Annotated in this window: 13 protein-coding genes and 1 pseudogene; 8 read left to right on the forward strand and 6 right to left on the reverse strand. The window is 66.2% G+C overall.

Annotated features, from left to right (window positions below; all coding sequences use genetic code 11):
- Nucleotides 1-9: 9 nt before the first annotated feature.
- Both ACZ418_RS25115 and ACZ418_RS25120 read right to left on the reverse strand, forming a co-directional pair.
- The gene (locus tag ACZ418_RS25115; RefSeq protein ID WP_468366821.1) at nt 10-2,334 is read right to left on the reverse strand and encodes a hypothetical protein; all 2,325 of its coding nucleotides are present in this window, start codon (nt 2,332-2,334) and stop codon (nt 10-12) included.
- Nucleotides 2,331-8,195, reverse strand: a complete 5,865-nt coding sequence (locus ACZ418_RS25120; protein ID WP_468366823.1) for a DEAD/DEAH box helicase — start codon at nt 8,193-8,195, stop codon at nt 2,331-2,333. Before ACZ418_RS25120 ends, ACZ418_RS25115 begins: the two co-directional genes overlap by 4 nt.
- Before the next feature lie 503 nt (nt 8,196-8,698).
- Here ACZ418_RS25120 and ACZ418_RS25125 point away from each other — a divergent pair.
- On the forward strand, nt 8,699-9,520 hold the full coding sequence (locus ACZ418_RS25125; RefSeq protein WP_468367395.1) for a TIGR04255 family protein: 822 nt from the start codon (nt 8,699-8,701) through the stop codon (nt 9,518-9,520).
- A gap of 645 nt (nt 9,521-10,165) precedes the next feature.
- Nucleotides 10,166-11,179, forward strand: coding sequence for a hypothetical protein (locus tag ACZ418_RS25130; RefSeq protein WP_468366825.1), 1,014 nt, complete (start codon nt 10,166-10,168; stop codon nt 11,177-11,179).
- A 344-nt stretch (nt 11,180-11,523) separates the two neighbouring features.
- On the opposite strand, the gene ACZ418_RS25135 is transcribed toward ACZ418_RS25130, so the two are convergent.
- A complete protein-coding gene (locus ACZ418_RS25135; protein WP_468366828.1) occupies nt 11,524-11,670 on the reverse strand; it encodes an SDR family oxidoreductase in 147 nt (48 codons plus the stop codon).
- Between ACZ418_RS25135 and ACZ418_RS25140 the strand changes: the two genes are divergently transcribed.
- From ACZ418_RS25140 to ACZ418_RS25165, 6 genes and pseudogenes are all read left to right on the forward strand, one after another.
- Nucleotides 11,636-14,068, forward strand: coding sequence for a TniQ family protein (locus ACZ418_RS25140; RefSeq protein WP_468366830.1), 2,433 nt, complete (start codon nt 11,636-11,638; stop codon nt 14,066-14,068). The genes ACZ418_RS25135 and ACZ418_RS25140 overlap by 35 nt on opposite strands.
- A 965-nt stretch (nt 14,069-15,033) precedes the next feature.
- Entirely contained in the window at nt 15,034-15,783 is a 750-nt protein-coding gene (locus ACZ418_RS25145) for a TnsA-like heteromeric transposase endonuclease subunit (protein WP_468366832.1), read from the forward strand.
- The gene (locus ACZ418_RS25150; RefSeq protein ID WP_468366835.1) at nt 15,780-18,173 is read left to right on the forward strand and encodes a transposase; all 2,394 of its coding nucleotides are present in this window, start codon (nt 15,780-15,782) and stop codon (nt 18,171-18,173) included. Before ACZ418_RS25145 ends, ACZ418_RS25150 begins: the two co-directional genes overlap by 4 nt.
- Nucleotides 18,170-19,417 (forward strand): AAA family ATPase, encoded by a 1,248-nt coding sequence (locus ACZ418_RS25155; protein ID WP_468366838.1) that lies wholly within the window; start codon nt 18,170-18,172, stop codon nt 19,415-19,417. Before ACZ418_RS25150 ends, ACZ418_RS25155 begins: the two co-directional genes overlap by 4 nt.
- Nucleotides 19,414-19,920: pseudogene (locus ACZ418_RS25160) on the forward strand (TniQ family protein); the annotation flags it as partial. The gene ACZ418_RS25155 and the pseudogene ACZ418_RS25160, both read left to right, overlap by 4 nt.
- A 330-nt stretch (nt 19,921-20,250) precedes the next feature.
- Complete coding sequence (locus tag ACZ418_RS25165; protein WP_468367430.1) at nt 20,251-21,396, forward strand: hypothetical protein; 1,146 nt, start codon at nt 20,251-20,253, stop codon at nt 21,394-21,396.
- Nucleotides 21,397-21,559: 163 nt separating this feature from the next.
- Here ACZ418_RS25165 and ACZ418_RS25170 read toward each other — a convergent pair whose 3' ends face one another.
- The 3 genes from ACZ418_RS25170 to ACZ418_RS25180 all read right to left on the reverse strand — a co-directional run bounded on the left by ACZ418_RS25170 (nt 21,560) and on the right by ACZ418_RS25180 (nt 24,825).
- On the reverse strand, nt 21,560-23,017 hold the full coding sequence (locus ACZ418_RS25170) for a UvrD-helicase domain-containing protein (protein ID WP_468366841.1): 1,458 nt from the start codon (nt 23,015-23,017) through the stop codon (nt 21,560-21,562).
- 503 nt (nt 23,018-23,520) lie between these two features.
- On the reverse strand, nt 23,521-24,474 hold the full coding sequence (locus ACZ418_RS25175) for a DUF6083 domain-containing protein (RefSeq protein WP_468366844.1): 954 nt from the start codon (nt 24,472-24,474) through the stop codon (nt 23,521-23,523).
- An 87-nt stretch (nt 24,475-24,561) separates the two neighbouring features.
- Nucleotides 24,562-24,825, reverse strand: a complete 264-nt coding sequence (locus ACZ418_RS25180; RefSeq protein ID WP_071381387.1) for a helix-turn-helix transcriptional regulator — start codon at nt 24,823-24,825, stop codon at nt 24,562-24,564.
- Between the last annotated feature and the right edge of the window lie 69 nt (nt 24,826-24,894).

Genomic DNA, 24,894 nt, shown 5'->3' on the forward strand with positions numbered 1-24,894 from the left:
TGTGGCCCCTCAGCGCCGTCGGGAGTGCGGTGTGACGAAGGTGTAGCCGCGGGGCAGCTCCCAGCCGTCGGCCTTTCCGACGTGACGGCAGTGCTCTCGGTAGGCAGCGCGCTGGACGTCGCTCGGTTCTCGGCCTGCGGGCAGTCTTCGCAGAAAGCCGTGAACGACGTACTCGACGCCTGTGCTCTGAGGAATTCCACCACCTCCTGCCCCCGACCGCGGCACGACCACAGGTCTGGGCGCATAGCCCACCAGAGGGATCGGGGGCTCGCCGTCGCGAGCGGGGTGGTGGGGCTCACCGTCTGCGCCGCGGCTCCCGGCCGCCGCATACAGGTGCCGTTCGGCGAGCAGTTGCTCCACGGCCCGCTCCACCGCGGTGACCTGGTTGGGCGCGGGTGAGGCGTCATAGATTCCACGGGGCAGTGCGTCGCGGTCGAGCAGGGCATGTCCGTCGGGTGTGAGCCGGCCGAAGCGGCGTACGGCGCGCAGCACCAGTCGCCTGTCATCAAGGCCGGCGGGCGAATCACCGTCCCGGGTGCTTCCCGGAGCACCGTCTCGGGTTAGCACCTGAGGGTCGTACTGGTGAGTGACAAGCTGTCCGTCGATGTCGACAGGCTCCTCCAGTTCGAGTGTGAAAAGCCTCAAGGCGGTGCTCCCACGGGGCCATTGGAGCCGTAGGCGGAGTCCGGGGAAGAAGTCGATGGGCCACTGAACGTCGCGGAGCATGCCGACTTCTCCGGCGAGGTCCAAAGTGACCTCCTGCACTTCCTCGAAGGGATCGATCATGCCGCCGGGGTGGTGTATCTCCAGCCGTACGCGGACGGTGTCCGGACCGAGGTAAGCGAGTGCGCCCCGGACCATCCGGTTCAGCGGAATCCTGTCCTCCATGAGATGGGCAAGGCGCAACGGCTGCTGCCAGCAGAGTTCGCTGTCGTCAATCCGGAGGAAGTTCCGGAGGCCGATCTCCTCCTCATCGGTGAGGGGGGTGTCGGCGAGGGGAGCATCGACCGGCGGGATCTCGGCAGATTGCTCATCCTGCGGGATGCTCCGCGGAGGGAGCCCGGCGGTACGGGTCACCAGCGGGTTCACCGCCTCGCGCCAACCCCGCCCTGCCGGAACCAGGGGGTCACCCCCGTCCATCTCCTCCGAACCTGGGTAGTGGGAGCGCCAGATTCCGCCGTTCTCAAAGGTGTCGTCCAGGGTGATTCTTACGTCGCTGCCGCGACGCAGGCCATTGTCGGTGTCGCCGCGGAGAAAGTCCGTCACGGCGAGGTTGGCCCGGCAGACCGAGACCGCGTACTCCGTTCCGGTCAGCAGCGGTTCGGCGCCTGCCACCTCGCGCAGCCAGGGGGCGATCGCCGTGTACACGGTCCGCGAGCCGCTCAACCCGCGACGGCGACGAGTGCTTGGGGTGACCGCGCGTTCCAGGGAGCCCACAAGATCGTACAGGTCCGATCCTCCCAGCGGTCCGTGCTGGCGGAGACCGGACCCAATGCGTTCGCGAGTCAGCGCGTAGTGGCCCCAACCCCGCAGGCTGTCGGTGGTGTGCAGTGCGTGAGCGATCACGTCCATCAATCCGGTGAGGGCGGACCGCAGACGCTCCTCGTCGTTGCCGTCCGCCAGGTGGGCGACGGATACGGGGACGAGTGGGCTGAGGAGCGATTGCAGCTGGTGGTTGAGGAGGTAGTCGACAAAGGCCGCCATGTCGTCAAGTGCTGCATCGTGCGGAGTGGCGTAGCGCGCGTCGACCAGGACGTGGCCGTCCTCGTTGAGCCACTTCCCGCGGGCACGCAACCTCTTGAGTTTCGTGTCGTCGAGCTGGAGCGCGGGTCCGAAGGCCGTGAGATCGGGGACGAGGAGTTCTCTACGGACGGCTGTCTCGGCCTCCTGCTCTTGGGGGCCCTGTGCACCGGCCGGGGCTCCAGATACCCAGGACGGCACCTCACCGCCTTCCCCGATGACGGGATGGCGGCCCTCCTTGTAGACAATCTCTGCGTACAGCGGGTCGGAGCCCGTTTCGATACGGACGAGGGCTCCGACGGGGCGTGCCGCCACCTCGTTCCCCAGGGTCAGGGTGGGGAAGCCGTCGAGCTCGAAGGGGCCATTTCCATAGCCTTCACCGCCGAGTTCGTAACCGAAGTACGCGGCGTTGAAGGCGACCGTCGTGTGTACTGGACAGCTGCGGTCGGCGACGACCGCCTCCAGGTAGCGGCGCAGCCGGGCCATCTCATCGGGAGGTGTGATCTGGTGCCCGCCGGTCATGGCCGGGGTGAGCACGGGGTGGTCGTCGTACGGGCGCCAGACGCCGGCCCCGCCGCTGATGATCGCCGTCACGCCTCGCCCTCCCTCCGCACGGTAAGGGTCAGAGCTTGTCGTGCCGGACGGATCGCACGCCAAAGGCCGTCCGGCCCCTCTGCGGCGGCTCCGCCCGCGGCCAGGCGTGTCAGACTGTCGCCAACCGCGGCGTAGGGAAGGTCGGCGCGGCCTCCGAAGTGACGGCTGTCCCGTATGGCCTTGGGCAGAGAGATCATCTTTCGGCTCCTCGGATGGTAAGAGGATTCGTCACCGCGTAGCGCGTGCCAAAGGCGCCGGGGGTGCATGCCCTGCGGCTGGAGCTGCAGCAGCCGGTGGATCTGGATGTCGACGCGCTGGTCGCGGTGGGCCGTGTCGGTGCGGCCGCCGCCACGGAGGGCCGGACTGTAGAAGGCCTCTGCCACGGCGGGGCACCGTTCCTCCACGGGCTGGTTGCCCGTGTCCCAGCAAGCGGAGCATCGGCAGGCGGCAGTGGAACAGCAGCCCTCGGGGAGGTCGCTGACGCCGAAGTAGTCGGCGAATAGCCGCGAAGCGCAAACGGTGGTCGCGTCGAAGAAGCGCCTCAACTCCGTTAGTTCCTCCGCGGCTCGGCTGCCGCGCCGGTGGAGTAGCGGAAGGTAGCCGTCGGGCAGGGTGCGCGTGTTCACCGTGAGGCCGGTGACCAAGCGACGGCTTGGTGCTGCCGAGACGTCCAGGAGACCGCGGTCATGGAGGTCGGCGAGGAGCTCCCAGGTCGCCGCGGGTCCGTGGACGACAGACCGGTAGTCGGGACAGCGGACGGCGAGTTCCCGATCGAGAGCCTGGACGTCGACTCTTCGCGGGGTGTCCCACGACAGGGCGATGTCGACGACGGCCTGCTCGATCCTTACCGGCTCGGCTTCACGCCCGTCGGGCTGGCCACCCGGGGGGTCGGTCGGTCGCACTTCGTGTCGTACGGGGCGCAGGTCGCCGAGCTTGATCGCACAGTGCGGCGGGTGGTCGCCGAGGTCCCCGACGGCTCCGAGGTCGGCGAGAGCGCCGAATGCCCGCATCACGCCGCTCCGGTACCGGTCCTGGGTGTACCGGTCCTGCAGTTCGGACTCGCTCAGGTGGCCGGTGGCAGCGTCCTCAGCCATGAGGGTCTCGGCCAGCCGCACCGGGTCGATTGTCCCGCCATGCTGCGCGAGGACAAGGGTGCCCATGCGCCGCAGCAGGGAGGAGGGCAGTTCCTGGCTGGTCATGAAGCGGACCATGCGTATCCCCTGGCTCGTGACTAGGGCGAGACCGCTGTTGACCGGGGTGGGGGCAGTCGTCCCCGCGCGTGCGGCGTCCCGCCCTGCCCGGCCGATCTGCTGGTACAAAGCTGCCAGGTCGGTGGGCGGGGACACGCACATCACCGTCCGTACGTCGGGCCTGTTGACCCCGAGTCCGAACGCGGAGGTAGCCACGATGACCAGGGGTACGAACCCCTCGTCGCCCTCGCGCGGGGCCTCCCGGAACTCGTTCATGACGGCCGCCTTCTCCGCCTCGGTGAGACGACCGTGGAACCGCAGGATGCGCACTCCGGCGTCACCGACGTACTCGCGCAGGTGCGTGTATAGGGTGTTGACCTCTTTGACGGTGAGGCAGTACAGGATGGCGTGGCCTTCCAGGGCGTCGATGACGCGCTCGGCCAGGGCCGCCACGCCACCCTGTCCCGGTCGGTCCAGGGAACGGCGGAAGACTGCGAGTTCGGGCCGGATCGGGTTCTCACGGACGGTCAGAAGTCCGCCGACGACTCCGAGGTGATCTGCCTCAGCGGCTGCCTGGGCTGAGTTCTGTGCGGGAGCATCCGCGGGCAACGCGAACAGCCCTTCGCGCAGTGCCTCGTGAACAGCCCTGTTGGCGGTGGCCGTCACCGCCGTGACAGCCACCCCGTGGTCCCGGCGCAACTCGTCCAGGAACCGGCTGACCCGGCGCATGCTGGGGCGGAAGTCCTCCCACTGTGCCAGTGTGTGCGCCTCGTCGACGGCGATCCGGGTCACCTTGCCGGCCGCGGCAGCGGCCCGCACGATCTCGCGAAAGCGCCGCTGGCACAGGCGTTCCGGGCTGACGTACACGAGGCGGATCCCGTGATCGGCGCGGCCGAGGAGCTGGTCCGCGACCTCGGTCTTGCCAGCTCTGCTACTGGACTCCCGCAACGGGGAAATCAACGCGCGGACTGCTCCGCCGATGGTCCGGTTGAGTTCGAGGGCCTGATCGTGCATAAGAGCGACAAGCGGGCTCACGACCACGGTGACACCAGGAAGGACCAGGGCGGGGAGCTGGAACGTGAAGCTCTTGCCAAACCCGGTAGGGAGCAGCCCGAGAACGTTGCGGCCCTCGGCCACGGCGGTGATGACAGCCTGCTGGGCGGGCTTGAGGGGCACTGGTTCGTCGGAGAAGCCGAGCAGACCGCCGATCCGCGCGCAGCGTTCCAGCACCTCCTCGGCAAGCAGGTCCTTTTCACGCAGCCGGTGGGTCTCTTCGGGAGTCAGCTCCAATTCCCGGATGCGACGGGTGTAAGGGAGGAGGGTGTGTTGGTCGAGTGCCTTCTCGGTGCACAGCTCGGCGGCCCGCGCCGGGTCCAGGAGCCCTTGTGCGGCCATGAACTCCCAGATTCGGCGCCAACCTTCGGCCATGGTGGTGACGTTGCCACCGCCAATGTCGCCGTTATCCAAGTCGGGGCGCTGCAGCCCCTCGTCAAGGCTGCCGAGGAAGGCGCGCCGGTAAGAGCGGCGCAAGCTGCTATGTCCTCCGAGTTTGCGGTCGCTGATGATCACGACTCCACGATGTCGGTCGGACCGGATGAGTCGGCCGACCGCCTGCCGGAGCTGAAGAGCGGCGAGTGGCAGGTAGTAGTGCTCAGTGGCTGCACCCTCCGGGTCGGGGTGGCCGGCCTGTGCGGCCCGTTCGGCCACGGCCGCGCGGCGGGCTTCGATGATCGGTGCGGCGAACGGTGCGAAGGGGAGTTTGTTGATCCAGACGAGGTTCAGGCGTGCGGCGTCAGAGACATCGACGCCCTGCCATAGCCCCTTGGTCCCGACGAGGAAACCGCCACCGTCCCGCCGATCGGTGAACGCCTGGTAGGCACGGCCGTTGCCTAGGGCGAGCGCTTCGACAACCGGGATGTTCAAGCCGCGGGAGCGGACTTCCTCCAGGAGGTGGCAGCCGATGCCAGCGGCGGTCGAACGGGCAGTGGTGAGGATCATCCCTCCGCCGTCGAAGCCGTTGCCGTCCGGTCGCGCCCGGGTCATCTCGGCGGCGAATCCGGCCACCTGATGGGCCACGGTGCGCAGTGCGCCCTCCTCCTGCTCTGCCCAGGACGGGAAGTCAGTGAAGCACACCACTTCGGCCTGGGTGTCCAGGTCGAACGGAGAGGGCAGGGTGAGGGCCGGCATGTTCCCTGACAGCCCCAGCCTGCTGAGGACGAAGTCCCACTTCCCCTCGACGCGGAGGGTCGCCGAAACGTAGTGGACGCGATCGAACGAGTCCAGGTAGCGCCGCCACTCCGGGTCAGCGGGCAAGTCGATGGGGCTGGTGGCAATGCGGAACCGGTAGGAGCGCAGCTCCGCCTTCGGTTCGGCCAGCTCCTCCAGGTGGACGACGCGGGAGGGAAGCTCCTCGTCCAGCGTGCCGACGGGATCAAGGAAGTCGCCAAGGTCGGCTGTGATCCGGCCGAGGGACGTGGTGAGGCTGTCGGTGTGCAGGGCGAGCGCGTTCAGTCGCTCGCTGACCAGTGGGTCGAGGTGGGCGGTGTGCTGGGCAACGTACCGCTCCAGGGTGATGCGGCAGGTCACCAGCGCCTTGGCAATGCGCTCCAGCAGGAGTGACAGTCGCCGGGTGTCCCGTGTGCCGGAGGTGCCCGTGTGGGGCCCGGCGAGCGTGGTCGCCCGGTTGCCGATCCGTACGCCCACTCCCTTGGCCCGCATGTCGAAGGCCTGGGCCGCGAGCCTGGGAAGCCGTTCGTCGTCCAGCAACCGTGCCAGTTCCGCGGCTGCGGCCACGGCCTGGTCCCGCTCCGGGCCGTGACGTGCCTCCGTGACCCATGTTTGGTGCTCAACCAGCACCTCTTCGAGGTCCTGGTAGTCAACCGCGACGGTCAGCGCGGTGGTGGCAGCGTTCTCAAGCTCGTGCGCCTCGTCGAGGAAGAGGAGTACGTCCGGGCCAGTGGCACGCAGGTCGTCCAGGTGAGAGAGAACCAGGGCGTGATTGGCAAGGATGAGACGGTGGCTGCCTATGGCCTCCCGGACTGTGTTCGTGTGGGCGGTGAGAGGGTTTCCCATGGCGGGGCCGTAATCGCCGTCACGCTGGGACAACGACTCCAGCCAGAAGGAGAGCGCAGGGCCCATGTAGTCACTGCAGAAGGCCGGCAGGTCCACCGGGTCGACGGACCTCGCCGTCCAGGACCGCGGGGGTTCCTTGGAGGCGATCAAGCGCAGGGCGAGGAGGACGACGAGCTCGCGGAAGCGGAGATCCCGCGTCTGACGGGCTCGGCCCCGAGGCGCGCGCCCTCGTGTGGCCTCCGCAAGGGCCTTAGTGAGGGCAGCCAGGGAGAGCCGGTTGGACTGCCCTTTGACCAGGTCGGTGACACCAAGGACACCGGGCAGCGCCCGTTCCAGGTCCTGGACGTCTTTCGCCATCTGGCTCTGGAGCTGTTTGGTGTAGGTGGCGATGACCGCCGTACGGCCTGCCTCGCCAGCGAGCCAGTCAAGGGCAGCGGCGAGCACCGCGTAACTCTTACCGGTACCGGTAGGTGCTTCCAGCAGCCCGCTGACTCCGTCGTCGGTCCACTGGTGCAATGTCGTTGTCATGCGCTGTTGCACAGGCCGCGGTTCGACGTGAGGACCGTGCACGACACGCGCCAGAGCGGTCGAGTCGACCCTGCCGTCGGGCCCCCGGAGTACGTCTGGGACGACGACGGCCCGACGGCCCGGCATCCGACCGTCAGGGTTACGGCGTGGTGGGTGCTGCGCGAACTCCGCGCCCAGCAACCGGGCCACGTGCGCCTGCTCCCAGACGAGAGGTTCCCGCGCGGCGGCCCGCTCTCCTTCGGTGAGTTCCCGCACCAGCCGCCAAGCGTCGGACTCAGGGCATACGTCGGCGACAAGGGCGCGCAGCTCAGTTGCCTTCTCCGAGAGCTCGGCGGCGGCCCGCTCAACGAGGCGGACAAGCAGAATCGCGTCACCGTCCGCGGTGTGTGCACGCATTCCCGCCTCAGAATGACCGAGCATCGAGGCCAGGTCCTGAAGCCGGTGGGAGGAAGCCGTCGGCCACATCGCGTGAGCGAGGTACAGCGAGTCAACGAACCGTACGGTGGCGAGTGGGTCGTCCACGCCTGCCTCCGTTGCCGCCTGGCTGACGACCGGGAAGTCCAGCACGGTGCCGTTGTGAGCCACGACGACATCTGCGTCTGCGAGGAAAGCACGCAGCTCCGTCCACGCCTGGCGCACTGAAACGCCCCGGTCCAGCACGGCGTCCCGAACATCGCCGTCCCTCAGTTCATCACCGTCACCCGGGAACCGGAGGTATCGCTGCCAGCGCGGACCGGCCGCGACCCAGTCCCGATCCGCGCCGAACCTCACGGCCGCCACGTCGTACACATGACGTTGCACGTACGGCGCCGTGGCGGTGGTGCGTACGACGCTCTCGACGTCCAGCGCGACGGCCCGGAGAACGGGCGTCCTGGAGGTCAATACATCACCGCACTCCATGGCGTACGAGGGCTGCGAACGGTTGAGGGGCCGCGCACCGTCCGAAGGCTTCGTGCCGCTCGTTAACGGCCGCACGCCGAGTGAATCCTCCTGCTGGACGACTGAAATGAGGCGGTGGCGATCCACGCGCAGCAAGCCTCCGGCGACGGCCTCGGCAATCAGCTTGGCCAACCGCTGCTCAGGCAGCCCCCGAAACCGACGGGTCGCCTCCGTCAGAAGGTCTCGCTCCAAGATCCCGGACGGTTGGTCCCGCACCAGTTCAACGATCCGCCGCGCCGCGGCGGAGACCCCTTGGGCCCCACCCATAAACAACCCTCCCCTGCTGGACTCCTGACCGGCGCTCTGCCAGTGCGCCCACCAGAAGCCCGCCCCCTCCCCAGGGAGCCAAGGCACATGCCTCCGGCACCATTTATGACATCTTCATCCGGCAGAGTTAAGCCCCTGGGCTTGTCGAATATTTGATCAATCGCCCGGCGGCCTAGCGGTGTGAACGGCGGCCGAGGCGTACGGAAGGCTGCCCGGATCAGCGTCGTGGGCGGGACAAGGCCGCATCCGTCTGCGGAGAGCAGGCGTCGGCCGCCTGGATCCGATCGGCGGAGAACCGCATTCAGCGAGTCGGCCGCAGCTCCCTGACAGCACAGTAAGTGAGAAGTAGAGTGTGAAGTGTGGACGGGATGGAGCGGGGACCACTGTTCGAGCACGTGCTGGTCGACGACGTGCCACTGCCTCGTGCGCCTCTACCCAGAGTGATCGGCCAGTTGCGCTTCGGCACACTGTCCGTGTTCGCGTCGGGTGACGAGGCCGCACAGTCCTTCATCAAGGACCTGTCGGACACCTACCCCTTCATTGAGCAAGGGATAGAACAGACTCTACTCTTCGCCCCTGGCCAGCCGATGAAGCAGTCCGAGGTCGGCAAGGTCTGGCGTCTTCGATCCGCGGACCGTCAGAGCGTCGTAGCGCTGACGAACGGGGCTCTGACTCTGGAGACCGCCGCCTACCCCGGACGCACCGACTTCTGTGGCGAGTTGAGTCGCCTTGCGCGCGTCCTGCAGGGCGTAACCCGAGTGCCCTCCTACCAGCGCGTCGCAGTGCGCTACACCAACCGTCTGACCGGTACCGAGACGCTTGGACAGCTGGCCAAACTCGTCTACCCCGAGTTTCTCGGTCTGGTCGGGGCCCCACTGGGGGGCGGCACTCAGCTCACGTACACGCTGTCGCAGGCACTCATCACCTTTGAAGGCGCCGCGAGGCTGCTTGCCCAGTTCGGGCTCCTCCCGGCCAGCGGCAGTTTTGACCCGACGCTGCCGGCCGTGGACGAACCGAGTTGGGTGCTGGACCTTGACTCCTACGAGGAGTTTCCTGACCCGCGCCTGGCTCTGGCAGCAGACGCCGATGAGGTTACGAGGGCCGCCATGGACTGTGCTGCGCGCGCTCACACGCTGTTCCGCTGGGCCGTGACGCCGGAGTTCCTTACTCATTTCGGCGGTCAACCATGACGGGCACTCTCCTGAGCCCTGGGCTGTACACCGCAACGTCGACGCAGTACGACCAGGCCGGTGAACGTCGGCATGTCGCCTCCGCATCCCGCGTCCGTATCTGGATGGCGGGTCCTGTGGCAGCGGCTTGTCTCGCAGGCAGTATGACCTTTGGCGCCGTAGCCGCCCCCGCTGAGGCAGCCCCCCTCGAGGCTCGTACCTACACTCCCCAAGTACGCAAGAACCGGGGTGAAGACTGTCAGGCAGACACACAAACCGCCCCGTCTGCACGAACACCCGCCTCGGCTCGTACCACCACCGCAGCCTTGGTCTCGTATCTTCATGATCACTCGGGCCTGACCTGGGACCAACTGGGAAAGCTGTTCGGGGTCAGTCGGCGTGCTGTGCACATGTGGGCTGCCGGTAAGCGGATGAATGCGCGGAACACGGAGCTGCTGGGAGAACTGGTACGCGCCGTCAACTCAGCCCCGGGCAGCACTGCCGAAGAGCGCCGCGCCTGGCTTTTTGCGCCAAGCCCCGACGGAGTGACCCCGATTGAGCGATTCTTGAACGAGCACCGCCGCCGTGGACAGCCACTGAGTGGCTCCGGGTACACCCCGGCGGGACTGTTGGGGATAGCTGACGAGTAGCGGGGGGCTTCGCAACATGACCGAACCATCCGTCCCTGCGGATGGAGTGGGGGACCCGCTCGTCGAGCCGACCTCACCGGCGGAGCATGCACCAGTTGATCTTTCTGATTACCAGCAGGCGGACGTGCTCAAGACGGACCGGATCCCGCTTCGCGGCGCCTCAGGTGAGGTGATCTGGCATCCGACGCCGGGTGGCGTGGTGATCATCAGCCAGACCTGCGACGTGGTGCAGCGCAACAAGGCATACCTCCAGGTGGCTCCGGTCGTGAAGTTGCCGGACAACCAGGTGAAGCGGGCCGCGAAGGGAGCCAGTCCCGGATACGTGGCCGTGCCCGGGGCAGGATCCGACGCCTTCGCCGATCTGGACCATATAGCCACCGTCGCGAAGGCTCATGTGGCCCTTCTCGCGCCGCAGCGAGGCGTCGCTGACACGGGCGCCCTGCGTACATTCGGGATGCGTGTCGGGCGTCGCTTCTCTCGCTTCGCCTTCCCGGATGAGGTGTCACCCTGGCTGGAGCCGCTCAAGAACACAGTGATCAGTAAGGTCGGCAATACTGACAGCCCTCTTGGACGTGTGCTCGACGAGTGGGTGGAATCGCTCCGGCTGGAGTGCTCCCCTAGCTGGGACGCCGGTCTGCCCTACCAGCTGACACTGCTCGTGCTAGTCAAGCCGGACCTCCTGCCGGTGTTCGATGAGGACGAAGAGTCCCAGCCACCTGCCGCCCTTAAGCAATGGCTGTGGGACGAGGCAGGCAACATCAAGCAGGGTCCGGCCGCAATCGCCGAGCGGCTCCTCAAGCTCACCGCTGCCGGAGACAGGGACCAAAGGCTTTGGCTGTGGGAGGGTTTTACTCAATCCCTCGCCGCCACATGCAAGCCGAAGCCATCCGCTCCGGACGAGGTGAAAAACGCCGTCGTAGGGAACGAGATCGGCGCCGAAGTCGCAACGATCCGAGACATCACCTACGACCGCATCCTGCAGAGCGAAGACATCGATATTGATCACCTCTCACCGCCGCTGCCACGCTGAGATAGGCGGCCCATATCTGCGCTGTAACCGGGATTCCTAGTTGGCATCTGTGCACAACGCAAGTCACGAGCCGTGCCGCCGGGCGCCTACGGTAACCAGCACAAGGCCACCTATTGCCCGACATGACATCCAAACATCTTAGAGACTGGACCCAGGAGGCCCCGCCAGTCCACGCGGCAGGTCACGCTGCCCGCCCCGATCAGCCAAACAGGGTGACCACTCCTCGGACTTTGGGCAGTCACCCGGGCCCTCCCGCAACGCGCCGGACCCGGTCCGGGCCCGAGTAGGCCCGGACGGCTTCGCGGCCTGCTCGTTTGGCCGGCGTTGATCAGCGTGCTTCCGGCTCAGACCGTCTTGATCGTGCCGCCGTCGATTACATAGTTGACGCCGGTGATGTTGCCGGCCGCGTCGGACAGAAGGAAGGCAATAAGTGTTGCTACTTCCTCGGGCTCGGTCATGCGGCCGGCCGTGACGTTCTGGCTCTTCACCATTTGGGCTCGGCCGGCGACGGATGGTGCCGCGGTCGGCACGCCGAACCGGGTGCTATGCGCCCCGACGGCGGTGCTGCTGGGGTCGGCGATCGAGGGCGGTGTGGCGTTGTGTGCACACGTCGACGTCTCGACCTTGGCGGTCTGTCCTGGGTCAACAAGCAATCGAACAGTGGCACCGCACCGATACCCTCTCACCGACCTCTGGAGGGGCCCCACAAGCAGGAACGCCGACGACAGTGCTTCCTTCCCACGAACATTGAATCGATGCGACGGTACCCAAAGGGGCGGAAGGACCCAACGGCAGCGCTTCGCATGCGACCTGAAAGGTTTCGCCACCTTCGACCACCAGCACAGGAGATCCATTGATTCACGCCCTCCGGAGGCCGAACTCGACTATGCTCCGTGTAGAACCCCAAGGACGGAATCAAGGTGCACTGTGCCTGACCTAAGCGACCGCCCTCGTCAATTAGCCCGAAGCCTCGCCCCTCTATCCGAAGAGTCCTTGTCAGGGTTCCTTCTACGTGTTTCATTCCGGCTGGAACGCACACCTCGCTACATTGCCACCCGACTCGGTCTAACACAAAACAAGCAGAGCATCCCAAATTCGCTCTTACTCTCCCTTCCACAGGAGTTAATAGAAAATTTCTGCCATATCGCACGCATGTCCCACCAAGAGGCCCGAGGCCTGACATTGCAATGCTTCGTGGGAAATTACACGACCTTAGGCAAGGTAATATCCAACCCAGCACACATCAAAGGCGGAGGCGCCACTACTGCTCAATGGGTCTTCTCTCGGAGACGCCGCTACTGTCCACAGTGCCTGGCTGGCGACAGTAGCCCTGTACAGAATGCCTTCGGCGGCGCCTGGAAGTTGCGTTGGCATCTTCCGGTTATTTTCGCATGCCAGCGCCACAAAGGCCTCCTGGAACACGTATGCCCTACCTGTAACCTCCCTCTCAATACCTCAAAGAATAACCTAATCACCCTCATTGATCATCCGAATGCTATCGGCCTACACCCCCTACAATGCCGCAATCATTCCGCCAGCGAGTCCATGCAAGCTGTCAGAGCCGTCCGGAACACTCCACTTCCGCTTTGCGGTGCACGACTAGATTCGGCAGCTCCCCCGTCAAGCTCGGCGCTTCACTGCGATCACATGGATCAACTCCTGGCACTGCAACAGCAAATCGAACGGCACTTGACACCTGATAGCAATCCAGACGTCAGGACACCGTCGGATTCCTTTTACATACCCGACCTCGTCACAGCAACACACTTGATCAAACTTTCCTGGCCGATGGGCCGAGATCTCCTCCCATCAGATGCCATGGCCGCTCTTGTCGACCGGCACGTCACGCCACTCAAATCCGCAATCGCGGCACGAGATCACGGCCCCCAGGCTTCCACTCTTTACGGAAGCCGGGCTGCACCTGCAGACGCAGCCACTTGTGGCGCACTACTTCTAGCGGCAAATAATCTCCTGGGAAATCGAGATCCGCAGGCACTGGCGGAGCGAGTTGGGCCCCTTGCTTTCGAAGCGCACCGGAGGTCGTACCAATACACTAGGAATGCGCTCCGGGAAGGGGGAATTTCCTCGAATCTCGCCCGAGCCGCATCCGCACGGAGCCCCAACTATCGCGTCCGGGATCGTTCTCGCGCTTCGCTGCACGACTACCGGTTTACCGTGGAGCATGTGCCGCCGTTTCTACCTCACAATTGGTTCATAGACCACTTCGGCGAACTTCGGCGACTCCTCCCCGATGCCACGTACCGTGATGACCGGCTACTCCGGTACGGCGCCTCATTTCGCCTCGCTGAGTTGGTCATCAGACGAAAATGGGCGGAGTGTGCAGAGACCTTGGGTGTAGAAGGGGGGACTGCCATCTACACACAGCGCACTCTAGGGAAGAAATTCGCCCCCAATCATCTATGGCCTGTATTTTGCCACGCCGCGGATCAGGTTGCTCATCAGCTAGATAACCAAGAGGTTCGGGTCGACTACGCCAACCGGCGCCGGAGGATGGCGAATTGGGTATTGCCAGAAAATGATTGGACGCATCTCCTCAACGGACTGACTCGACTCAACCCCGAGCGAGGAATTGCGGATTCACGCGTCGCGGCGATTATCGTCTGGAGCGAAGTCACGCAGACCGAGGCCCCTCGTTGCCCCTTGGTTCAGAAACTGCGTGCTGCGGGGGACGCAGCCGGCGTCACGTCCCGCGTCGGCATGCTCTACGAGGCCGACTTGGGCCGAGGCCACCTGTTTCGACTTCGCCGACGCCTCAGCCTCTACGCGGCGCAACTCGGAACGTCCTGCGACCAGAGCCGTCCCCTGTACGTCTCTGCAACCGACATCGTCACTCACGAGGAGCAGTTGCACACCGCGCCATCGCCGTAATCAGACCTGCGACGCGCCAGGTCAAGAAGGGCGAGCGCTAACACAGAGAGGTTCCAGGCCCATCAGATTCGAGCACTGTCGTCGGTGCCAACTATCTCTCTTAAGCGCCAACTGAAATTCTTCGTGTGCGACACGAGGTCGCACCAAGTCATATGAGTGCCTGTCTGCGGAATGAGCGCTCGGTGCTGACGTGACCACCATACGGTCGTAGCGCTCTTGCGGTTCGTCTCGATGTACGAAGGGGCCAGCGGCGTGAACGCCGATCACGAGAGGCAGGCCCGAGGCGTTTCAGCGCCACCAGCAACCAGATGACACATGGTCCGATGCCCGCGGGTTGGAGGATCTGGCACTCCTGTACGACGGGCACACCGTGTATGCCACCCAGTTGGACCTTGCCGATCGCTGGCCGGTGAGGTGGGCGACGGCGTGGAGGTACGGCCAGAACACTGACATGGAGGGGAGCGCGATTCAAGCGATACACCGTGCGGAGCAGGAAGCCCGGCAGGGACCCACCTTCCAGCGGCCTAATTGCACGGGAGTTGTCGGGCTTCATGCCACCGCTCTCCTCCTGCGGGAGCGCTTCATGTCTCTCGCTTACAAGAGCAGGGCAGGGTAGCTCACGAAGGGCTCGGCGGGCATGCGCGTCCGCCACCCGAATCGCAGCAGCCTCGCAGTGAACCGGCGCGAATCACAGGATGGTCAGCTTTGCCCGCGAAATCACTCGTACGGGTGGCGTGCGAAAGGACGACCGACTTCAGCAAGGTCGGACACCGTAGCGTCGTCGCGATCTTGGGATTCGGATCAGGAGACAAAGAAGGCCAGAGGAGCCGCAGGTGAACTCGACCGATTTTAGGCGGAGTTTGCGATTCACAGCCACAGTGCCCCCCGGTCCCGCATGGTCGGACGCGTGCACCCTGGCGGACCTCGCCGTGCTAGATACAGGGTTCACGGACTACGCGCAGGCCTTGGACCTCGATGAGGAGTGGCCCGCGCGTTGGACCACGACGTGGAAGTTCGGCCAGACGCCGATCACCAGCCCGGTGCGCGACCTGGACAAGGTGAATCTTCGGCGGAGTGTTCCGGTACGCCGCTTCACCTGGCGCACGGACCAGTACCACCGCCCCGGGCTCGAGTACCTGATGGCTACGGACCGGCACCACGGCTTCGAGAGCCATGAGGAGGAGCGGCTGCTTCTGGTTGCCGACTTCGCCGCCGGCCTGGTGGAAGCCCTGTGTCAGCCGTTCCGGCTGCGATTCCTCTCCGAAGGCAAGGCGATCCTGCACACCCCGGACTTCCTGCTGGTGACGGAATCCGGGCTCTTCCTGATCGACGTACGTCCAGCCGACCGGATCAAGCCGGAGGACGCGCTGAAGTTCGCCGCGACGGCGGAGGTCGCGCTGTCGGTGGGCTGGCAGTACGGGGTCGTGGCGGGGTGGCGTCAACACGTGTGGACGAACGTGGATGCGCTCTCCGCGGAGCGGCGCCCGCTGCCGGATGTGCTGGCGACTCAGGGTCAGTTACGGGAGGCAGCAGCTCAAGGTCCGTTGCCGTTTGCCGAGTTGGCGGAACGGTGTCGAATCCCAGCAATCGCCCGGGCCCATGCGGTCCACCTGCTCTGGCATCGCCATCTCGGCGTGGATCTCTCCGGGCCGTTCGGGGACGCGAGCCTGGTCCGGCTGGCGCCCCAGCAGCATCACCGGGAGCTGCCGCAGTGAGCACTGCACTAGATCCCATGTGGAACCTGGCGCCTGGTGCCGAGCTGATCATTGGCGGCAGCGCATGGCGGATCCAGTCCTGCCTGCCTCACCTCGGCCATGTCACGCTCGTCGACGAAGACGGCGAGACGTGGAAGACCTCGCTGAGCGAACTGATGCATCGCCCGGACTGCCGACCCTCCACCCGGACCCGTACGGACCTGCCGGCCGCGGACCGTGGTCGGCAGCCCAAGGCGATGGACGACCTGGAGGAGCACGAACGCGAGATCGTCATGCTTCGCATGGAACACCTGCGGGAGGTCGAGACGGGTTTCCGCAGCGGCGATCCGCTCGACGCACTGCCACATGAACCGCGGCCGCAGTACGACCCGGACACCACGACGCTGACCCAGCGCCGCCACGCGAAAGCGAAGGAACTACTGAAAGCGGCGGCTGAGGCCCCCGCGGAGGCGAAGGCGAACGGCCTGCATCGGGCGAGCGTGCGCACGCTGATCCGGTGGGACACCGCTCGGGCGAAGTACGGTCCGATCGGCGTCGCGGACGACCGCTGGCTGCGGGAAGCGACCGGACACACGATCTCTCCCGAGCTGCGCGAGGCCCTGTTCGCGGTGTATGCCGAGTCATCGGATCGCCGCTCGAAAATGACCATGCGGGACAAAGAGCGCCTCATCCACCAGTACATACGTGAGGTGTTTGGCTCCGAAGATGCCGAACCCGCCGACGGTGATGCCACCGACGCTGAACCCGCTGATACACCACGTGTGAAGATCCCCAATTACGATACCCTGCGCGCCATCTGGAAGGAGTGGTTCGGCTCCAACGGGGCGCGGCAGCGCTACGCACGCTCGGCGGCGAAGGCGAAGCAGTACGCGACCGGCCGGCACATCGTGGTGCACCGGCCGGGCCAGGTGGTGGCGCTGGACAGCACGGTGTTGCCGGTGAAGGTGCTGGACAACGTGTTCGGTGACCCGGTGTCCGTGTATCTGACGCTAGCCGTGGACGTCTACACCCGCTCGATCGTCGCGTTCCGGCTCAGCCTTGTCTCCGACAAGTCGATCGATGTGGCGATGGTGCTGCGGGACATGATGATGCCGCTGCCGATGCGCCCGGACTGGGGCAAGGACGTCGAGTGGGCCTACCCCGGCGTCCCCAACACGGTGGTCGCGGAGTTCGCCGGCTACGAAGTCGCCGGACTGCCGTTCTTCCCTCCCGAGACCGTCACCACCGACCATGGCTCCGTCTACCGCAACCACCACCTGGTCGAGGTGCAGCGAGTCATCAAGGCGAACATCAAGCCCAGCCGCGTGCTGCGCCCTACCGACAAACACTCCGTGGAGCGGACGTTCGGCGCCATCAGGTCACTGCTGTTCGCCCTCCTGCTCGGCTACCAGGGCACGGACGTCGCCGACCGGGGCGTGGACCCGGAGGCCGACGCCTGCCTGACTGTGACGGAGATGGAACACCTCATCGCCACCTGGGTTGTCGAGACCTGGCAGAACCGCCGCTTCGGCTCGTACGCCCCCAGCTGGGACCCGCGCGGCGACCACAGCCCCAACAGCCTGTTCGCGGCGGCGATGTCCCAGGGCGGCTTCGCCCTGCGGATTCCGCCCGCCGAGCTGTACTACAAGCTCCTGCCGCGCCACAAGGTCGTGATCCACGGCAAGCGCGGCGTGAAGATCAAGAACCTCTGGTACGACGGCCCCGCCTTGGACCCCTACCGCGGGGAACTCTCCCGCCGCGGCGGGAAGGACAAGAACAAGTACGTGATCCACCGCGACCCACGCGACCCGTGTTTCGTGTTCTTCCAGGACCCGAATACGCACGACTGGCACACGCTGCGCTGGACGGGCCTGCCCGAAGAAGGCGAGGTGCCCGCCTTCAGTGACGCCCGCGTCCGGGAAGCCATGCGGGAACTCCGCAAGACGGGTCTCGCCCCGAAGGCCGACACCGAACTCCTCCCCGTGCTCCTGGAGTTGATCGGCGGCAACATCCCGGTCGAGAAGTGGCCCACCCAGCTCTCCAAGAGGCAGCGCACCGAGCACGCACGCGAAGTTGCCCAGGCGGCCGCGGCGGCCGCCGACCGGCCCGCAAGCGCGGTCAAGAAGGAGCCGCCGACACAGCCCGCCGCCGTTCCCGCAGCTCGGGCAGGTTCCCCCGATGGCAAGGTCGTAGCGTTGCGCCCGAAGGACCGCGCCCAGCAGGTAAACGATGCGGTGAACAGCGAACGCCGGCGCCGCCGTGAAGCCGCGGTCCCCGACGAACTGCCGACGCCCCCCGATCTGTCCGAACGGCTGCGCTCTTCAAGCCTGTTGGCGCTGCTGGCTGACGACTTCGACGATGACGACGCCACCATCACGGCCGACAAGGCCGAGGAAGAGGCCAACCAGTGACCTCGAAGCAGAACCCGCTGTCGTTCCTCCCCGGCCCGGCGGTAGACCGCACCACCTTCGAAGGCTGGAACCGATGGTGCGAGACCCGCAAAGCCTTCATCCCCGCGCCAATCCTCACAGCCGAGGAGTACGACCGCCTGACGAAGCGCCAGAAGCGCATCCACGATCTGCACCGCCTCGCGACACACAGCTCTCTGCCGATCCAGACCACTCCCATGAGCGAACGCGTCGCCAAGGCGGTGCTTGCCCGCGTCGAGGACGGCGCCTACAGCCACAAGGCCGGAACCCGCGGCGGCATCATGGTCAACGGCGACGGCGCCCAGGGCAAGACCGAGACGATCTGCGAAGCCCTGGCTGTCTTCCAGGAGGAATGGCTGGCCCTGAACAACTACGCGAACCCCGACGCCATGCCCGGCACCCGCGACCTGGTCGCCCCCGTCGCCTACGTACGGTGCCCGGTCAGGGCCACGCCCATCTCCACGTGCCAGCGGATCCTCGACTTCTACGGCGAGGACTACAAGGCCATGCGCTTGGAAGACCTCGTGCGCACCGTCAAGACCGCGGTCGTCGAGCACGCCACGAAGGCCCTCGTGATCGACGACATCACCCGCCTCAAGCTTCACCGGGAAGCCGACCAGGACGTCCTCGACCTGATCCGCGAAATGATGAGCATGCCTGTCACCCTCATCCTCGTCGGCGTCGGTATCCCCACCTCGGGCCTGCTGCGCGAGGGCCGCCGCGACCCCAAGACCCAGGAGTGGATCTACGAGCCGGTCAAGGACATCGGCCGCAGCCCCAACGCCCACGCCGCCAGCCAGCACGAACGCCGCTTCCAGGTCGTCGACCTCGGCCCCTTCAGGTACGTCACACCTGCGGAGATGGAGGCCTGGATGGCCCATCTCCAGCGCCTGGAAGGCGAGTTGCGGTTGTTGAACAACACCGCTGGCATGCTCACCGGCGGCGACATGCCCGAGTACTTGTTCAACCGGACCGGGGGCGTGGTCGGCATCCTGGAGAAGCTCATCCAGCATGGCTGCCGCCGCGCCATCGAGGACAAGAGCGAACGCCTGACCAAGGAACTGCTCAACCAGTTCACCGTCACCCCCGGCGACATGCCCGACCTCGACGCCGAATCCGGCGAACAGCCCCGCATCCCGCCCCACGAGCCGACGCAGAAGAAGAGGTCCACGGGGCGCAACACCGTGTTCGACGACGACGGCCCGGCCGCAGCCGACGCCGGATGACCGAGGTGCGACACCGCCCCCTGGCCCGCAGCCTGGAGCCGCTGCCGGAGGAGTCCCTGCCCGGGTACCTCCTCCGGCTCGCCTATCGGCTCGGCCGCTCCCCAGGGCGCGTCGCTGAGGTATGCGGGATCCACAATGGCCTGCAAGGCCGACTCACTGTGGATCACCTGCTGAGCTTGCCCGAACAGATGGCCGCCGAGTTCGCCCACACCACGCGCCTGCACTCGGCCGAGGTGGATGCCCTGGGCCTGCGCCGCTTTGCGGACGTGTACCCAGCACTTCAGTCAGGGAGGAGCGCGGCGGCTACCGCAGGCACGGCGCGGAGAAGGGGAGCCCTGTTTGGCAGCATCCAGGACCACTACAGTGATCGTTGGGCCGTCAACTTCTCCAGCCGTTTCTGTCCCGACTGCCTACGCGGGGACGGCAGCCCCGTCCAGGAGGCGTACGGCGGAGCATGGAACCTCCGCTGGCACCTGCCCGTCGTCTTCGCTTGTACGACTCACCAGCAGCTGCTCAGCAGTCGCTGCCCAGAATGCCAAGGACTCCTCAATCCCCAGGCCTACGTGGGCCGAGCTTCGCTTCTCGCCATGCCGAGCAGCCCCCATCGCCTACATCCACTGCAGTGCCGCAACCACGCCGTCGGCCGAGGACGCCAGACGCGCCCCTGCGGGGCCCACCTTGAGGAGACCGCCCCGTATCCGTACTGCCGACTCCCTTCCGCCGATCACACACGTCTTCTCGCCCTCCAGACACGTATCAATCAGCGTCTCGTCAGCTCACCACTGGAAACTTCGAGCGGGCTCAGCCCAGCGCTGCCCACCTTTCAGGACCTGGTGGACACTGCCCAGTTGATCAAACTGAGCTGGCCGGCCGCCCGAGACCTGGTCCCCTCACCAGCGCTGGCCGAACTCATAGACAACCACACCAGCCCACTCCACGCTGCGCTGAAGTCCACCCCGTCCAAAACCCACTCCGCCTTCTCCCGGCTGTGGCGCGCGCCTCAGGACAGCGCGGAGTGTGGCGCACTGCTCCTCACAGCAGAGTCCCTGCACCGCGACGCGCCCGACGCCGCAGAACTACGCGAACGCATCCGCCCCCTGGCCCAATACGCTTTCGAAAACGCTCACCCAGGTGCCGGTCGCTCCTACTTCAGCCGCTCCAGTCGCTCCACTACGCTGGCCCGCGCCATGGCGCGACGCCTGCATGGCTTCTACGCCGCTGGCCCGCTCGAGTACGCCCATTTGCGGGTCCCTTCCCGCGACTGCCACTTCACCGTCGAGGACGTCCCCTCCCATCTCCCCCAAGCCTGGTATGAAACTTACTTCACTGATTTCGCCGACCACGTGCCCGGAGCAGGCGTCTACACCGTGCGGCACTTGCGGCGAGCCGCCGCACTCAAGCTGGTGGAGATGGCTGCCGGCGGCTCGTGGCGCGATTGCGCCCGGTCCCTCGGAATCCCGGAGAACAAAGCATCAACCGCCCTGAAAAAACTACGCGGCCAATTTGGTGACGCTGACTTATGGCCCCGCTTCGAGGACACCACCGAGCAGATAGCCCGGTATCTCGACGAGCTGCCGCAACGGACCAACTACGCGAACCGGCGTCGCGTCATGTCCGACTGGACGATGCTGTACGGCGATTGGGTGACGCTGTGCTCCGGACTTCCACAAGCCGACCGCCTCACATCCCGCCACGGAACAGTGATCGGCACCGTGCTGGTCTGGGCGGAGGTCACTCAGGCCGACCATCTGCTCTGCCCGCACCTCCAAAACCTACGGGAGTCTCGCATCGACCACAGACCCTTGATCGATGAGATCTCTCAGTTCCTCACGCCCGTCAATCAGCGCGCAGGTCGTCTCACACTCCGCCTGCGTCTGCAGAGATTCGCTCGCGAACTCGGCGGCCGTATCGATGAGGGAGACGCACTGCGCGACCCAACCTTCGTGAGGCAGCCGCTCCGACCGCAATCGGACACCTGACGGCATCAGTCATAAGCCACGACACGGCCGCGGCAGGACGGGGACGGGCCCGCTGAGGAGACTGGCGCAGGACAGGCACGGGCGAGCCGCAGGCGGTGCGCAGGCTCGCGGTTCCGACGATCACAGGCGTCATTGCGCACGACGTTGATCCGCGCGAGGACTTTCAGGCGCCCGGGTGGCTCTGGATCCACGAGAGGCCTCCGAGATCGAGTCGACGACGCGCGCGCGTCACGGCGACGTAGGCAAGTTGGGCGTCCTTCTCGCTCACGGGTGGCGGGGGCGGCTGACCACAGTCGTCGTTCTGATCCGCTTCCGCAGGCTGAGGAAAGTCGTCGGCGATCCTCACCTGCGACCACTCTCGGCCCTTCGCCTTGTGGGCGGTGGAGACCGTGACGTCGGCCATTGTCTCGTCGGTCAGGGCGTCGACCGCGGCGATGATGGCCTGCGGGCCGTGGGCATCCACGACTTCCACGAAAGGCTGAAGGTCACGGCCAGCGGGATCGTAGGTCGCGTAGTCCTGCAGCTCCCCCCAGGAGGAGAAGAGTGCCAGTTCCGGGTGGGATGTGCAGCGGCCGTCCTTGAGGTCCCGCGCGGCGAGAGCCAGTGCTGTCAGTGTCTGTCCACCACGGGTCAGAGCGACTCGTTGACCGGCGGCGAGCAGTCGCATCACCTCGGTCACGGCGCCGATGTTGGTCCGGCACAGCACGGCATCGGGGCTGGTGACCACGCCGACCTCAGTCGGGATCTCTTCAGTGCCCGTCAGCCGGATGGACGCGTTCGCGAACGACAGCCACCGGTTTGCCTCCTCCGCCAGCGCCGGGCCGAAACGGAAGGAACGGGTCAAGGTGAGCTGGTTGGCCTCGAAGCCGGTCATCACGTCGCGGGCACCACGCCAGCCGTAGATGGCCTGAGCCGAGTCCCCGACCATGACCAACTGAGCGTGAGCACGTTGTGCGGTGAAGACCTGCTCCAGAACCGGGTTGGTGTCCTGCGCCTCGTCGAGGAAGAGGAAGTCGGCCTCAATCTTGGGGTCGGTCAGCGCCCACATCTTCAGGTAGTGGTCGTGTTCGAAGCGGACGACGCCGCGCTCGGGACTCTGCAGGTCGTGCCAGGCGCGCGCAGCGAACGGTAGGACAGCATCTGAGAGTTGAGTATGGTCCTCGGGTGCTTCGAGGCGGCGCAGAACCGGCACGTGGTGAGACGCCAGCGTCCGGTCCGCCGAGTGGCAGAACCGCGTCACGGTACGCAGTACAGCCTGAGACAGCGTTCGGTGGCTGATCTCGTGATCGCCGATGCGGACGGAGGAGTCGACGCCCAGCGACTTTCCGATCCTCCATGCGGGCTGTCGCGGGCTGTTGAGGCGGAGGACGAAGCGGTGCCCGAGGGCAGCGAAGGCCGTGGCGTGGGCCGTCTTGCATTGCACGGAATTCGGAAAGCGGGTACTGGCATCGCGTGCGATGTCCTTGTTGAAGGCAAGGTAGCGACCTCGGCGTTTTGTGCTCGTGGCGAGCATGCCGAGTGTGCTGGTCTTGCCGGTGCCGGCACCTGCCTGCAGCACCAGGTGATCGCCGCTACGGAAGGCGTCGACGGCATGGGCCTGTTCGTCGGTGGGCGTGTGCAACGGGGGCTCCGCGGAGGTGGACTATGGGGTGCGAAAGCTAGGAGGACGACTGCGGAACAAGGCGCACGCTGCACAGGCCAGTACGTCCCCAGCGCCGTGATGGGCAAGAAGGACCGCTACCTCTGCTGCCAGTTGGCGGGCTGGATGGTTCCTGTCCCGTTCCAAGGCAGCCACAACGGTGCGGACGAGGAGGTCTGCGGGCTTGCGACCGCGGTCTGCCCCGGTTCGACGAACCGTTGAGCACACATCCCGGGAAAGGGCGACATGGAGCAGGACCTGGCCGCTTGCATCGGGGTAGTGGGTCGTCAGCACATCGATGGGTAGCCGGCGGTCGCGGCTGTGACGAAACGACCGCAGGGCCCGCCCGGGCGACTTGGCGCACTGAACCGTCAACAGCCGTATGCGGTCGGCGTTCGCCGCCAGAGGGAAGGCGCGGCGGGCTCGGCGAAGCTCTGCGAGAGTGGCAGATCTCGTCAGGAGGATCTCCACTGCGTACTGGTGCTTCATCGCCAGACCCCCTCCGACTCACCGGTTCCGCGGCGCGGCTGACGCACGTGAGTCGGGAGACGCGGGTGCACGTAGGCGTGGTGGACCGCCGGGTCGAAGGGCTCCCAATCGGTCAGTGCGAGATCTGCTGACGTCAGGGCGGCGGCATGGTGAGGGCATCGCTGCGTACGCCAGCGCAGCTGTTCCGCGTACGGCAGCGAGGAAAGGTCGTAGAGAGCCATCACCTCAGTGGGAAGCGCAAGTTGACCTTTGGCGGCCGTTGCGGGGGCCAGGATCCAGGTGCCTTGAAGGCTGTCCGAGGCCAGCATTTTCGTGGAGCATCGGGTGCGATGCCGCGTCTGGGCGACGCACTGGATCTCGTCCAGGGGGCGGGCGGCGAGGTAGCGGACATACAGGATCTGGACGACAGGCCTGGCGGGTCGGCACGTGCCGTTGGACTGCGAGCGGCGGGTGACGTCCGTGGGCGGGACGAAGACACCGGCGTCAGTCAGGCGGCGCGTGTTCACAGCCAGCGACCGGCGCAGCCAGGTCAGAGCGGGGGTGATGTCACACGGGGCGTCGCGAGCGGGGCAGACGACGGCGTGGGTCAGCCGACACCAGGTGCTGCCGTCCCCGGCTGGATGGGCGAGGCCTGAGCTGACGTGCCAGCGGTATGCGGCGGGCATCTCGGCTGCGGGCAGTTCTTGTGGCTGCAGAGGCACGGGCCGGTCACGGCCCCGGTGGTACCACTCGACCGGGTTTCCGCACTCACGGCAACAAGCACGCTGTGCACAGCGCAGAAGGCGGGTTGGGCTGTCGGGGTGGACGCGCAGGGACCGTCGCTGTGGGGAGGATGCGGGGCTGCCGTCCCAGTGCCGGGATGCGGATGAGGGGTGCATGCGCGAGAAGGTGCCAGCCAACACGCTGTCGAAGCACGGCCCTGGCTGGTGACGTCCGTCGAACGGCCGCATCCATGGCAACGCCTGTTCGGATCATCGCTCAGACGTTCGCGCCTTCCTACCCAATCGGGTGGTTGCCCCGCAGGCTGGGCCGACCCGTCAGCCGCCCGCCTGACGAGGTGGCTCGTGCCCCTGACAGAGAGTGCCGAAGAGTTCGTCGAGGGGAGTGCTCAATGCGTGGGCCAGAGCGTGCCACGTCTTGAGAGTGCCGATAGTGCGCCCCTGCTCGATCTCGATCAGAGTCCTTCTGGCCAGGCCGCTTCGAGAGGCGAGCTCGTCGTAACTCCATCCCCGCGCCGCACGCAGCCGGGCGAGTTCCAGGCGCAGGGCCTCGAAGTCCGGGTCGGGCGGAAAGATCGTCACCCGACCATCCGACGGTGCAGACACCTGCCCTGTCAGTGCACACCTCTGCCCTATTTCCACCTGTCAGCT

This window comes from Streptomyces sp. NPDC030820 (assembly GCF_055572075.1).

Coding starts and splice junctions, on each gene's coding strand:
- ACZ418_RS25125 (WP_468367395.1), top strand. CDS start 8,699: ATGGAGCGGGGACCACTGTTCGAGCACGTGCTGGTCGACGACGTGCCA.
- ACZ418_RS25130 (WP_468366825.1), top strand. CDS start 10,166: ATGACCGAACCATCCGTCCCTGCGGATGGAGTGGGGGACCCGCTCGTC.
- ACZ418_RS25140 (WP_468366830.1), top strand. CDS start 11,636: ATGCGGCCGGCCGTGACGTTCTGGCTCTTCACCATTTGGGCTCGGCCG.
- ACZ418_RS25135 (WP_468366828.1), bottom strand. CDS start 11,670: ATGGTGAAGAGCCAGAACGTCACGGCCGGCCGCATGACCGAGCCCGAG.
- ACZ418_RS25175 (WP_468366844.1), bottom strand. CDS start 24,474: ATGCGGCCGTTCGACGGACGTCACCAGCCAGGGCCGTGCTTCGACAGC.